Below are 13,229 nucleotides of genomic sequence, written 5' to 3'. Positions count from 1 at the left end.
GCGCTTTATACTATCCTAACGATCATCGCTTCAAGCTCTTCTGACGCGCTTTTTTGGGCTTACCCCCGCCCTTCTTTTCATCGTTGTCTTTTTTAACTTTTTGCCGCGGCGTCATCCGGTCCACTTTATGGGCAAACGGGTTTTCACTGGAGCGAAACTCGAAGCGGATTGGGGTGCCGGTTACCGCTAACACCTTGCGGAAGCTATTCTCCAGGTAACGTTTGTAAGCACCGGGCAAAGAGTCTGTCTGATTGCCGTGTACCACAATCGTCGGCGGATTGGAGCCACCCTGGTGAGCGTAGCGCAGCTTAATACGACGACCATGAACCATGGGCGGCTGGTGCTGGGCAATCGCATCTTCCAAAATCGTAGTCAGACGATTAGTTGGCCATTTTGCCATAGCCGATTCGTAGCAGGCGTTGACCGACTGGTACATCACACCCACTCCAGAACCGTGCAACGCCGAAATGTAATGCTTGTCGGCGTAGTCCAGAAAGTCCAAACGCCGGCGAATCTGTTCCTTTACTTTGTCACGATCTTCGCCGTTCATGCCATCCCATTTATTGATAGCAATCACCAACGAACGGCCGGCACTCAGCACGAAGCCCATAAGATGCATGTCTTGGTCGACCAACCCCTCGCGGGCATCAATCACCAAAATCACCACGTGGGCGTCGTCTATGGCCTGCAAGGTTTTGATGATCGAGAACTTCTCTACCACCTCTCGCACATTTTTGCGCCGCCGCACCCCAGCCGTATCAATCAGGGTATATTCCTGGCCCAAGCGCTCGTAGGGAATATAAATGCTGTCGCGGGTGGTACCTGGCAGATCGTAAACTACAACGCGCTCTTCACCGAGCATGCGGTTTACAAGTGTCGATTTGCCCACGTTGGGGCGGCCCACGATACCGATGCGAATGCCGGGGTGATTATGCGCTCCGTCTACATCTGCATCTTCCTCCGGCGTCGGCAACAAAATTTCCAACATAGATCGAACGCCGCGATTGTGGGATGCGGCAATGCGAAATTGGGATTGAAAACCCAGTGCATAAAAATCGGATGCTACCAGGTTTGGATCCTGGCCATCGGTTTTGTTAATCACCAGGTGAGCCTGCGTACCCGATCGGCGCAGCTGATCAGCAAGTACCTGATCACCCGGCATTACACCAGCGCGGCCATCCACAATAAACAGAACAATGTCGGCTTCTTCAACCGCCTGCAAAGACTGCTTGGCCATCGCAGCGTCAAGCCCGAGCTCGTCGCCCATCAAGCCGCCGGTATCAATGACAATAAAGCGCTGATTTTCGTAATTGCCTTCACCGTATTTACGGTCGCGGGTCAGTCCCGGAAAATCGGCGACCAGTGCATCCCGCGAACGGGTCATCTGGTTAAACAGTGTGGACTTGCCCACGTTGGGGCGGCCCACCAGGGCAATTACTAGGTTCATAGTGTTTCACTACTCAAAAAAAATGTCATTCGCTACTCACAAAAGAAGTCGGCCCGGTTTGAAAGCCGGGCCGCGTGTCGCGTCAGTTTTTCGATTGCAACCTATAAGCGGCGAGTTTACCGCCGTTGCCGAAGATCAGCAGATTACCATTACTCAGGCGCTGGGCCGGTACGCGGATACCGTCACCATCAAATTTCATCTGCCCTACCAGCTCACCACTTTCCTGGGACACCACGTGCAGGTAACCATCAAAGTCACCCACCACCAGGTAATCGTCGAAGGGCACTGGCTGGGTCAGCTGGCGCCAGGCCAGTTTATCTTGGGTCCACAGGCCACGGCGATCGGACCCACGCATAGCAACCAAATCGCCGTTAGCAGACGCCAGAAAAATGTTGCCATTACTGACCATTGGCGAATACAGGCTGGAGGCTGCCTTGCTCCAGATGTCATTGCCGGTGCGCAAATCAATCAGTGCCAGCTTGCCCTGATAGCCCACCGCCAGAATCGTGTTTTCCAGCACCAGAGGCTGGCTGGTAATATCGACCAAGCGCTCAAGCTCGGTACGGCCCTGGGGCGCACCTACCTCGTACTGCCACAACGGCTGGCCAGATTCTGTAGACAGAGCCAGCAGTTTGCCGTTGGCAAAGCCGCTTATTATAACGTCAGCACCTACCAGCGGCGCTGCTGCGGCACGAACCGACAAGGCCGGCACAACACTGTCATATTGCCAACGTTTTTCACCGTCAGCGGCATTGAATGCCAGCACGCGGCCGTCGGTGGTTTGTACAACCACCAGACTGCCATTGGACTGCGGTGCCGACAGAACTTCAGTCGGCAGTGACGCGCGCCAAAGCTCGCTGCCGTCTTCCCGCGACAGCGCCAGCAAATCGGCATCACGGCTCACCAGATACAATTGACTGGCATCGCCGCCAACACCGGCAAAAATCCGGTCTTTCACCGAATTTTCCCAGATCTGTTTACCGGTTTCTGCGTTTAGGGCGAGCAACTCTCCGTCAGCCGACGCGGCGTACACAACGTCGCCGGCGTTCAGCGGTGCCAGGTACAGAAATTCGTCGTCATGGCCGTCACCCACCGTAACGTTCCAAACCCGCTCAAATGAAACCTGCTGGTCAACATCAGGCAATTGGGCGGGCTGTTCAAACGTATCGTTGGCGCTGCAACCAATCATAAGAGTGGCTGCCATAAGCACTACAGCACTGGCGCGCAGCTGCCGGAAACATGCGCTTAACGTCACGCATCACCCCCGACACCCAGATCCGCCAGTTTGAGTTGCAGAACGCCATTGCGATTTTCTTCGCCCTGTTCGCGGGCCGCCAGGTAGGCATCACGTGCCCCTGCCTGATCGCCTTTCGCTAGCAAAATATCACCGCGCAATTCGGCAAACTTGGCACCAAAAGCGTCACTGTCTTTGGCACCGTCAATGGTGGCCAACGCAGCATCATAATCTTCCAGAGCCATTTGGGCTTGCGCCAGCCGGCTGCGCACAACCAAAGCCAGAGGCTGAGTTTCCACCGCTTTATCCAGTGCCCACTGCAAGGATTCAACAGCGCCTTCGGCGTCATTGTTCTGCATGAGCTGAATCCGAGCCAGCATTAAATTGGCGTAAACCGAGTAAGCGCTGTCGGCATGATCATCGCGCAGGGTCTTAGCCACGAAAGCGATGGTGTCGGCGCTGGTTTCATCTTCGGTGCCAAAGGCGTTCATCAGAGTGACAAACTGGCTGGCGGCCTCGGTACGCTGCTCGGCTTGCTGGTTTTGCCACGCCTGCCAGCCGAACACAATCGCCAGGGCCGCACCAATACCAATCAGCAGCGAACTCCCGTTGTTTTTCCACCACTGCTTGATCGCTTCAACCTGTTCTTCATCTGTACGCAATTCGGCCATGATAACTCCTGTTATAAATTAGAAACGGCGCTTTTAAAGAATTAGTGCGACAGCGCCTGCGCCAAAGCCTCGGCAACCTGCTGCCGAGGGAATTCTTGCTGGGGCTCGTCTGTACGCAAAGATTTAAGGCCGACACTCTGATTCTGAAGCTCGTTATCACCAAGAATGAGTGCATAACGGGCGCCGCTTCGATCGGCTTTTTTCATTTGGCTTTTAAAGCTGCCCGCACCGCAGTGGCTAATAATGATGTAGCCCGGCAGCTGGTCCCGCAGTTCTTCAGCAAGAAGCAGCGCTGGCGAAACCGCCTGATCGCCCATGGCGGTAACGTACACATCGGCCTGATTGTTGACCGACTCGGGTATCAAATTAAGGGTTTCTAACAGCAGGATAAGACGCTCCACGCCCATGGCAAAACCAACGGCGACCGTGGGTTTACCGCCCAACTGCTCTACCAGCCCATCATAGCGGCCACCGGCGCAAATTGTGCCTTGGGCGCCCAGGCTCTCTGTGATCCACTCAAATACCGTCTTACCGTAGTAGTCCAGGCCGCGAACCAGCGCCGGATTCACCGTGTACTCGATCCCGGCGGCATCCAACAACTGCTTCAAGCATTCAAAATGGTCGCGAGATTCGTCGTCAAGCCAGGCGTCTAGTTTTGGTGCATGCTCCAGAACCTTACGGGTAGCCACGCTTTTGCTGTCCAGAATCCGTAAAGGGTTGCTTTCAAGCCGGCGCTGACTGTCTTCATCGAGCTCGGCTTTGAATTGCTGCAGGTAGGCAACCAACGCCTCACGATAGTTTCGGCGGGCTTCAGCGGTGCCAATCGAGTTGATTTCGAGACGCGCATGGTCAGCCAAACCAAACGTTTTCCATAAGCGCGCTGTCAGGATAAGAAGTTCTGCGTCTATGTCTGGCCCAGCCATACCAAAACATTCAACACCCACCTGGTGAAACTGGCGGTAACGCCCTTTCTGCGGGCGCTCGTAACGAAACATCTGGCCGGTGTACCACATCCGCCGGGTTTGGTTGAACAGCAGGCCGTGCTGTTCGGCCGCACGCACGCAACCAGCAGTACCTTCAGGCCGCAGAGTCAGGCTGTCGCCGTTACGGTCGTCAAAGGTGTACATTTCTTTTTCAACAATGTCGGTCACTTCACCGATAGAGCGCTTGAACAGGTCGGTCTGTTCCACAATCGGCATACGGATTTCCTGGTACCCGTATTGCCCCAACACCTTGCGCACCGTTGCTTCGACATATTGCCAGACTGGAGTCTGTTCGGGCAGGATATCGTTCATCCCGCGAATTGCCTGAATCTTAGCCAAGTTGAACCCTTAAACATCTCTGTGGTTTGTGCAGTGGCGCTGCGCCAATGCATTGTCTACCTGTTGTGGCTGTTGTCATCGATAAATGTTATCGATCGCTGTAACCGTCTTCGTCGCATATCATTCAGAGGAACGGGCAAAAATAGCTTTTTCGGCTTCTTGACGGCGAGCGATTTCTTTGCGAATCAGACGCTCAAGATCGTCGGTTAAATTTGCGTTGTCCAATTTCTGCTGAGGCTTACCATTCATATAAAACAGGTTTTTCGGGCTGCCACCGGTCAAACCAATATCGGCCTCTTTGGCTTCGCCTGGGCCGTTCACGATACAACCAATAACGGCCACATCCAGAGCCTCCTTCACGTCTTCCAAACGCACTTCCAGATCGTTCATGGTCTTGATAACATCGAAATTCTGCCGCGAACAACTGGGGCAGGCAATAAAGTTAATGCCGCGGGAGCGCAAGCGCAAACTTTTGAGTATGTCGTAGCCAACCTTAATTTCCTGCACCGGATCTGCTGCTAGCGATACACGGATAGTGTCGCCAATACCATCCATCAACAATAGACCAAGCCCAATAGACGACTTCACAGTACCGGAACGGAAACCGCCGGCTTCGGTGATGCCTAAGTGCAAAGGCTGGTCAATCTGCGTGGCAATCTTGCGATAGGCTTCTACCGTCATAAACACTTCGGACGCTTTGAGGCTGACCTTAAAATTCTGGAAGTCGTGGCGGTCAAGAATATCGACGTTGCGCATGGCAGATTCCACCAGTGCGTCTGCATTAGGCTCGCCGTACTTACGCTGCAGGTCTTTACTTAGCGAGCCTGCGTTAACGCCGATCCGAATTGGAATATTGCGGTCGCGGCAGGCACTGATGACCGCGCTGATGCGGTCTTCCCGACCAATGTTACCCGGGTTGATGCGTATACAGTCAACGCCCAGTTCTGCCACCCGTAACGCGATCTTGTAATCGAAATGAATATCGGCAACCAGCGGAACACCCGCGCGGGCACGAATACGGCCAAACGCTTCTGCCGCTTCCATTGACGGCACAGACACGCGGACAATATCGGCACCGGCGTCTTGAAGGGCCTGTATCTGCCCCAGCGTCGCTTCCACGTCGCAGGTTTCAGTGTTGGTCATACTCTGGACGGCAATCGGCGCGTCGCCACCCACTGGCACGTTGCCCACCATAATCTGGCGAGATTTACGTCTTTTAATCGGAGATTCGTGCTTCATTTGGGAGAACCCATCTGTGAAAACCAAAAGTATCGGCGTTTACGTTGAGCTATTAATTCAAAGCCAAAACAAACTCGGCGCGATTACCAATAATACCTTTACTGCCAAGATCGACCGGGGCGCCTTCAAAGCGCATGACCCCTATCGCATTAGCGGCACCAATCACCAGGCGAATGTCGGTTTCGCTGCGCAAATCAATGCGGTCGCTCTGGCGTTTCAGACCGCTGGCCAGGCTTCTGCCGTAAGAATCTCGAATCTGAACCCAGCAATCATCAATAAATTCAATTTCCAACCGGCCCCGGTTATCGGCAACTTGGGGTGCCTCTTCTCCATCTAACGTCAAAAGATCATTGTCGACGATAGCAACCAAATTTCCTACTGTCTGCGCTGGCGAAGACCCCGAGCGGTCAGCCGGAGCCTCGCCGTCAGAAAAAGTTCCTGTGCCTGCCGCTATGAGCGGTTCTAGCGCACCCTCTGCGTTCGCGGGCGAAGCCGACACATCGCCATCACTCGTTTTGTTTGGCAGAAAATTATCTGGCGTAGATTGTGTTGTTGAGTCATCGTCGATGCTACTTACGGCACCGTTTAAACCACTTTCTAAAGCATTCTGTTGTGCTGTGTCACCGGTGAATGCGCCGGCGCCCTGCAAATTCGCCAACTGCGAAGGACTGTAAATAAACGCAAATATCAAAAAGCCCAATACTGCCAGCGCGACCAGCCAAAATGCGTTTTTGGCTACACGGCGTTTTTTGCACCGCCGGCGTTCTATATCAATCAACGGATTTGCAGCTTTAGCCTGTGCCTGCTTCTCGCGCATCGGCTCCAGCTCTCGGTCAAGGTCGGCAATCAGGGCGTTACCATCCAAACCTACTTGGCGAGCATAGGCACGTATGTAGCCTTTCAGGAAAAGCTCTGTATCAATCAGCTCATATTTGCCATTTTCGATGGCCTGGATAATGGCCGGGCGAAGATACTGGGCTTCGGCCACTTCAACCACACTAAGCCCTTTTGCCTCGCGGGCTTTTTTTAACTGCGGGCCCACCGGCCGATTGCCAGGGGCAGCTTGATTCTCTTCATTGACCATTAGACATCAGTACCTTGTATTGCCGGAGTTCTGCTGATTCGGGGAAATTATTCCGCAACATTAACGCCAAACTGGCCTCTTGGTCACGTTTGTCCAACAGGCGGGCAATGCGAACTCCCACCAACAGGCTTTCAGATGAGTGCTGCAAGCGGTCACTGCGCTGCATTATAGTTAGCAGCCGACTGTAATAGAAGTCGGCTGATTTCACATCACCGGTTTCTAGCAGCACTCGGGACAACGCCAGCAACGTTTTGGGATCGTTGCGTGCCAACTCGGTCGCACGGCGATAGCTGCTAACCGCAGATGGAAAATCACCCAGCTGCTCCTGAGTCATTCCCAGGTTGAAAAAAACGGAACCTCGATCCTGATAACCGGTGTCTCCAGAGGCCTTGGCAAACTGATCGCGGGCCTCTTCCATTCTGCCTTGGCCATACAAAAACGCGCCATAATAAACGTTGGCGCGGGTATTTTTTGAATCGGCAGAGATCGCGCGCCTGAAATTGCTTTCAGCCAGTTCGGGTTCACCCTCGTTGGCGAAAACAAGGCCTTTTGCGGCTAACGCCGGCGAATTCTTCGAATCAATTTCCAGAGCCCGTTCCAAATGATGACGGGCTCGCTCAAAATTTCCTTGGCCGATGTACGCTGATGCTAACTGAACGTAATCTGCCAACGCTTTTTGGCGATCTGCTTCGCGGGCAAAGCGGCTGTCGGTGGTCGTCACACAGCCCGATAACATCGCTGCCACCAGCATCAGCGACATCATAAAACGGGCACTGACAAACAGATTTACCATCACCGTGAACTCATCCTGAAGCTGCTATTGGAGAAGGCCCGCCGCATCCACAGCCGGGTATTTACGCTGAAACCTGCTGCACCGCAATATATCGAGCGCTGCGGCGAGTACGGTCTTCCACCTTACCCACCAGCTGCCCACAAGCAGCGTCTATGTCATCGCCACGGGGCATACGCACGGTCGCAATGTACCCTGCCTCGTTCAACACCGTCTGGAACCGTCGGGTGGCATTCATGCTCGGGCGTTCATAGCCACTGTCCGGGAACGGATTGAATGGTATCAAGTTGATCTTACATGGCAAGCCACGCAGAACCTCAGCCAGTTCTCGCGCTTGATCGACGTGATCGTTCACACCAGCCATCAAAGTGTATTCAATCGTTGCCTTACGCTTGTCTGGCAGACGGCTTAAGTAGCGGCGGGTAGCGGCTAGCAACTCTGCTATTGGGTACTTTTTATTTATAGGAACTAACTGGTTACGGAGTTCATCATTTGCGGCGTGCAAAGAAATAGCCAATGAAACATCGGTAACCTCACCCAGTTTGTCGATCGCTGGAACCACACCCGACGTACTCAAGGTTACCCGGCGTTTGGAAATGCCGTAGGCCAAGTCTTCCATCATCAGATTCATGGCGTCTACGACGTTGTCGAAGTTCAACAAAGGCTCGCCCATACCCATCATTACCACGTTGGTAATCGGACGATCTGGGCCCGGAGCATATGGCATGAACGTTTTGCGCGCAGCCCACACCTGCCCAATAATCTCGGCAGAGGTCAGGTTACGGTTAAAGCCTCTCTTACCCGTTGAACAAAAACTGCAATCCAGACTGCAACCAATCTGTGATGACACGCACAGGGTGCCACGCTCACCGTCAGGTATCAGCACGGTTTCTATGTTGTTGCCGTTGTCCATGCGCATCACCCATTTACGGGTGCCGTCTTTGGCCAATTCGTCGTAAACCACTTCCGGGCCACGTACTTCGGCAATCAGCTTGAGCTTGTCCCGCAGGGGCTTGCTCATATTGGTCATTTCATCGAAGTCACCCACACCACGCTGGTGAATCCACTGAAGCACCTGAGTAGCGCGAAAACGTTTTTCCCCCAGGGACTCAAAATAAGCCTCAAGCTTGGCTTTAGGCATTCCCAGAAGATTTGTTTTTTCAGCGGGTGCTGTCATTATATAACCTCAATCAAATAACCATTCCGGGTGCAGCAACGCTGCCCCCGGTGAACAAAATCAGCCGCGCGGGCAGATCTCGTTATCATTGAAAAAATAAGCAATTTCGCGCTCTGCGGAAGCCGCCGAGTCCGAGCCATGGACCGCGTTAGCATCAATAGACGATGCAAAGTCGGCGCGGATGGTGCCAGCTTCCGCTTCTTTCGGGTTAGTCGCACCCATCAGGTCACGGTTTGTCAAAATGGCGCCTTCGCCTTCCAAAGCCTGAACAACCACCGGGCCAGACGTCATAAACGCAACTAGGTCGTTAAAGAACGGACGCTCTTTGTGCTCGGCATAAAAGCCTTCAGCCTGATCCTGGCTCAGGTGCATCATTTTTGCTGCAACAACATGCAGTTCCGCTTTTTCAAAACGGCTGATGATTTTGCCGATTACATTTTTTGCAACGGCATCAGGCTTGATGATCGACAGCGTGCGTTCATTTGCCATAGTGATTCTCCATTAGAGGTTAGATAAAAAACGAGCCTGCAATTATACGCAGTCACGGGGCCGGTGCCTACCGCGCAGACCGTAGCCGGCCAACAACATCAATAATTTGTGCCGCCGCAAAGTCGACTTCTTCGCCGCTGGTGTACCGGCCAAATGAAAACCGCAGCGCACGGCGAGCCTGTTTGTCGTCTAGCCCGATCCCCCGCAAGACATAAGACGGATCGAGTGTCGCCGATGAACAGGCTGAACCGGAAGACACTGCCAATTCACGCAGGCCCAGCATCAGGGTTTCTGCGTCAACGCCCGCGAACGACAAATTGATAATGCCGGGCACTCGCAGTTTGGCGTCATCATTGGTTTCACGGCCGTTGAGACCGGTATGGAGACTCCCGTTTAGAGAAACCCCTGCAAGCTCTGCCAGCGCCCCAAAAAAACGCCCACGCAGCTGTTCCAGCCTGGCACTGTCGGCAGAAAGGCTATCTGCTGCCAACTCAAACGCTTTACCCATACCCACAATCTGATGCGTCGGCAGGGTGCCAGAGCGCATGCCGCGCTCATGACCGCCACCGTGAATCTGCGCTTGAATACGCACGTCCGGAGAGCGTCGCACGTAAAGCGCACCTATCCCTTTGGGGCCATAAACCTTATGCGCCGACAGTGACAGCAAGTCGACGTTCAAGGCCTTTACATCCACCGGTATTTTCCCGGGGGCCTGGGCTGCATCAACATGAAAAAGCACGCCGCGGCCACGCAGTTGGGCGCCGATGGCAGCAATGTCACTAATGCTGCCCAATTCGTTGTTCACCAGCATCAGGCTCACAAGCACGGTCTGTGGCGTCAGCGCCTCAACCACTTGTCCGACGTGAATACGGCCACAGGCATCAGGCTTTAGCCAAGTAACCTTCACGCCCTGCTCCTGCAGCCAGCTACAGGTATCCAGAACGGCTTTATGTTCGATCATGGAGGTAATAATGTGGGCAGTATCGTGTCCGGCCACTGCGCCTTGAATCGCCAGATTGTCAGACTCGGTCGCGCCAGATGTCCACACGATCTCGCGGGGGTCGGCGTTAATCAACGTTGCCACCTGACGGCGTGCAGTTTCTACCGCCGCTTCGGCCTGCCAGCCATAACCATGGGTACGCGAGGCAGGGTTACCAAAGGCGCCATCCAGTGTCAGGTAGCGCATCATTTCTGCGGCTACAGCAAAGTCTGCGGGCGTAGTGGCCGCATAATCGAGGTAAACGGGTTTTTTCATGGTGCTAAAACCAGACTTAAACCGGAGCCTGTTCGCTTAGCTGCCGGGTGTTGATCGTTTCAAAACCCGCAGCGCTCTGGCGCAGATTTTGGCGGTCCGCCACCTGGCGGATTTCACGTTTTTTCATCAGGTCGTTCAAGCTAATATTATCCAGAAACTGATGAATCTGCTCGCTGAGGTCAGACCAAAGGTGATGAGTCAGGCATTTCTCGCCACTCTGACAATCGCCCTTGTTGCCACAGCGTGTGGTATCAAGAGACTCGCTGACCGCTTCTACCACCTCTGATATAAAAATGGCATCGGCGCCGCGACTCAAGCGATAACCACCACCCGGGCCGCGAATGCTGACCACCAAGTGCCTGCGCCGCAGCCGCGAAAATAGCTGTTCCAGGTACGACAGGGAGATTTCCTGACGGGCTGATATATCAGCAAGTGTAACCGGCCCATGATCACCGTGCAGTGCAAGGTCTAGCATAGCGGTTACCGCATACCGACCTTTTGTTGTCAACTTCATAAACTCCGCCCCGCGATGGGAATTGACCTCGATTCGCAAACACGAGTATGAATTGACCTACTAATTCAGTCAAGTATTCAGCCGCTATCCTTGGTGGGCTCGCTTGCGTTTTTTTTGGTGCCCTCTTCGGCACTTTCTTCGGCACTTTTTTTAGCGCTCTCGTGTGCGCTGACTATACTGTCGGCTTTGGCGCTCGATTCGACCGCCGCCGCTGCAACCACTTTTGCGTCTTCGCGGGTTTTTTTGCGCGAGGCGTCGCTGTCTGTATCGCGTAGGCAATCAAAATCATCCTCTGACAACACCGGCAGGTCTCCGTTCGGATAATCGGCGCTTACCTTGCGCAGGGCTTTGCACATTATTTCCATGCGATCGTCTACCGCGTGCATGTGATCAAGCAGCGAACGCATTGCCCGCGCTAAGGGGTCTGGCATTTCTTCAGTAACGCCATAGGCGTCAAAGCCCATGCGTTCTTCCATTTCCCGCCGCCGCGAGCTTCGCTCGTCTTTATCTTTTTCAATCACGCGGCCCGGTATACCAACAACGGTTGCGCCAGCTGGCACCGCTTTTGTGACCACGGAGTTGGAACCCACTTTGGCACCAGCGCCTACTTCAAAGGGGCCTAATATTTTGGCTCCGGCGCCTACAACCACCCCGTCACCAATGGTGGGATGGCGCTTGCCCCTGTTCCAACTGGTGCCGCCCAAGGTAACGCCTTGATACAGCGTAACATCATCACCAATAATCGTGGTTTCACCAATAACCACACCCATACCGTGGTCGATAAAAAAGCGCCGACCAATGGTGGCACCGGGATGAATCTCAATACCCGTAAACCAACGCGTAAGCGTAGAAAGGGTACGAGCCAGCCACTTCAAGCCCACCCCCCATAACCAGTGTGCCACCCGATGCAGCAAAAGTGCGTGCAGGCCAGGATAGTTGGTCAGAACTTCAAAGGTGTTACGCGCAGCGGGGTCGCGGTGGAACACACTGCTGATATCTTCTCTTAGACGTCTAAACATGACTTTTGCCTTGATCCTGCTCCGGCGCGTGCGGCCCGGTATCGGAGGTTGATTGCTCGACACCCGAGGCGCCTGCTGTTTTTTGAACAGCCGACAAAACACCTCTTAGGATATTAACTTCCATCTGGTCCAATTTTGCCCGCTGGAACAACCTGCGCAGACGCGCCATCAGTTGGCGTGGTTTGTCCCGACGATGAAAATCGATTTCTTCCAGTACCTGCTGCAAATGGCCAAAAAAGCCTTCGACATCGCCAACGCTGGCAGGGGCAACATCCCACCCAGCGTCACCAGGCTGCGCAATCGGTTCTAAATAGGGCCGCCTGGTATCTGCTTCAAGGCCCTTCAGATAATTCATACGCAGCTCATAACACATCACCTGAACCGCCATCGCCAGATTCAATGAGCTGTAATCCGGATTGGACGGAATATGAATATGATAGTGGCAACGTTGCTAGTTCATCGTTGCTCAGCCCATGATTCTCTCGGCCGAACACCAGCGCCACTGTGCCTTGGCCGCAATGACTGGCTGCCGCAGTTGCGGCCTGATCTGGCGGCATCACTGGCCAGGGTAACTTGCGCCCGCGGGCGCTGGTGCCCATCACCAACACGCAATCTGCCAGTGCTTCATCAAGGCTACCCACCACGGTTGCAGTGTCCAGAACATCTGATGCTCCGGCGGCTCGAGCGTACGAGGTTTCATCAGGGAACGATCGCGGGTTTACCATCCACAAATTTCCCAACCCCATATTTTTCATGGCTCGCGCTACCGCACCAATGTTGCCAGAGTGGGAGGTTTCCACCAGAACAATACGAATTCGGTCATTGTAGGTGTCTGGTGAGCCCAGCGGGCGCGACGGTTTGTGCATGGTAACGGCCTGTCAGCAAAATTAGGCGGCAATAATAACAGATAAATCACGAAAGCCGGCGGGCAACCTGCGGGTCAAATGGCTATTATCCGTGCTTGTGCGGAGTCTAAAAACAGACAAAG

The 13,229-nt window shown here is 54.0% G+C and carries 11 protein-coding genes and 2 pseudogenes; all 13 read right to left on the bottom strand.

Annotated features, from left to right (window positions below; translation table 11 throughout):
* Positions 1–22 precede the first annotated feature (22 nt).
* The 13 genes and pseudogenes from der to trmJ all read right to left on the bottom strand — a co-directional run bounded on the left by der (position 23) and on the right by trmJ (position 13,107).
* Complete coding sequence (gene der / locus MRBBS_RS08110; RefSeq protein WP_014870977.1) at positions 23–1,447, bottom strand: ribosome biogenesis GTPase Der; 1,425 nt, start codon at positions 1,445–1,447, stop codon at positions 23–25.
* A gap of 82 nt (positions 1,448–1,529) precedes the next feature.
* Positions 1,530–2,651: an outer membrane protein assembly factor BamB gene (gene bamB / locus MRBBS_RS08105; protein WP_227497603.1), complete on the bottom strand. Its 1,122-nt coding sequence runs from the start codon at positions 2,649–2,651 to the stop codon at positions 1,530–1,532.
* Positions 2,652–2,698: 47 nt separating this feature from the next.
* On the bottom strand, positions 2,699–3,352 hold the full coding sequence (locus tag MRBBS_RS08100; protein WP_014870975.1) for a YfgM family protein: 654 nt from the start codon (positions 3,350–3,352) through the stop codon (positions 2,699–2,701).
* A 41-nt stretch (positions 3,353–3,393) separates the two neighbouring features.
* Entirely contained in the window at positions 3,394–4,674 is a 1,281-nt protein-coding gene (gene hisS / locus MRBBS_RS08095; protein ID WP_083847017.1) for a histidine--tRNA ligase, read from the bottom strand.
* Between the two features lie 120 nt (positions 4,675–4,794).
* The gene (gene ispG, locus MRBBS_RS08090; RefSeq protein WP_014870973.1) at positions 4,795–5,913 is read right to left on the bottom strand and encodes a flavodoxin-dependent (E)-4-hydroxy-3-methylbut-2-enyl-diphosphate synthase; all 1,119 of its coding nucleotides are present in this window, start codon (positions 5,911–5,913) and stop codon (positions 4,795–4,797) included.
* A gap of 52 nt (positions 5,914–5,965) precedes the next feature.
* Positions 5,966–6,997 (bottom strand): RodZ domain-containing protein, encoded by a 1,032-nt coding sequence (locus MRBBS_RS08085; protein WP_014870972.1) that lies wholly within the window; start codon positions 6,995–6,997, stop codon positions 5,966–5,968.
* Positions 6,987–7,790 (bottom strand): type IV pilus biogenesis/stability protein PilW, encoded by an 804-nt coding sequence (pilW, locus tag MRBBS_RS08080; RefSeq protein WP_014870971.1) that lies wholly within the window; start codon positions 7,788–7,790, stop codon positions 6,987–6,989. Before pilW ends, MRBBS_RS08085 begins: the two co-directional genes overlap by 11 nt.
* A 61-nt stretch (positions 7,791–7,851) precedes the next feature.
* On the bottom strand, positions 7,852–8,964 hold the full coding sequence (rlmN, locus tag MRBBS_RS08075; protein ID WP_014870970.1) for a 23S rRNA (adenine(2503)-C(2))-methyltransferase RlmN: 1,113 nt from the start codon (positions 8,962–8,964) through the stop codon (positions 7,852–7,854).
* A 60-nt stretch (positions 8,965–9,024) separates the two neighbouring features.
* On the bottom strand, positions 9,025–9,453 hold the full coding sequence (ndk, locus tag MRBBS_RS08070; RefSeq protein WP_014870969.1) for a nucleoside-diphosphate kinase: 429 nt from the start codon (positions 9,451–9,453) through the stop codon (positions 9,025–9,027).
* Between the two features lie 67 nt (positions 9,454–9,520).
* Positions 9,521–10,708 carry an aminotransferase class V-fold PLP-dependent enzyme gene (locus MRBBS_RS08065; RefSeq protein WP_014870968.1) on the bottom strand — a complete coding sequence of 396 codons (1,188 nt, stop codon included), beginning with the start codon at positions 10,706–10,708 and terminating at the stop codon, positions 9,521–9,523.
* Between the two features lie 16 nt (positions 10,709–10,724).
* Positions 10,725–11,222 (bottom strand): Fe-S cluster assembly transcriptional regulator IscR, encoded by a 498-nt coding sequence (gene iscR / locus MRBBS_RS08060; RefSeq protein WP_014870967.1) that lies wholly within the window; start codon positions 11,220–11,222, stop codon positions 10,725–10,727.
* Positions 11,223–11,482: 260 nt separating this feature from the next.
* Positions 11,483–12,241, bottom strand: a pseudogene (gene cysE / locus MRBBS_RS08055) (serine O-acetyltransferase); the annotation flags it as partial.
* Positions 12,234–13,107, bottom strand: a pseudogene (trmJ, locus tag MRBBS_RS08050) (tRNA (cytosine(32)/uridine(32)-2'-O)-methyltransferase TrmJ). The pseudogenes cysE and trmJ, both read right to left, overlap by 8 nt.
* Between the last annotated feature and the right edge of the window lie 122 nt (positions 13,108–13,229).

Source organism: Marinobacter sp. BSs20148 (assembly GCF_000283275.1).
Taxonomy (GTDB): domain Bacteria; phylum Pseudomonadota; class Gammaproteobacteria; order Pseudomonadales; family Oleiphilaceae; genus Marinobacter; species Marinobacter psychrophilus.
Note: the sequence above shows the minus strand (reverse complement) of the source record. Positions and strands in the feature narration are given on the sequence as shown.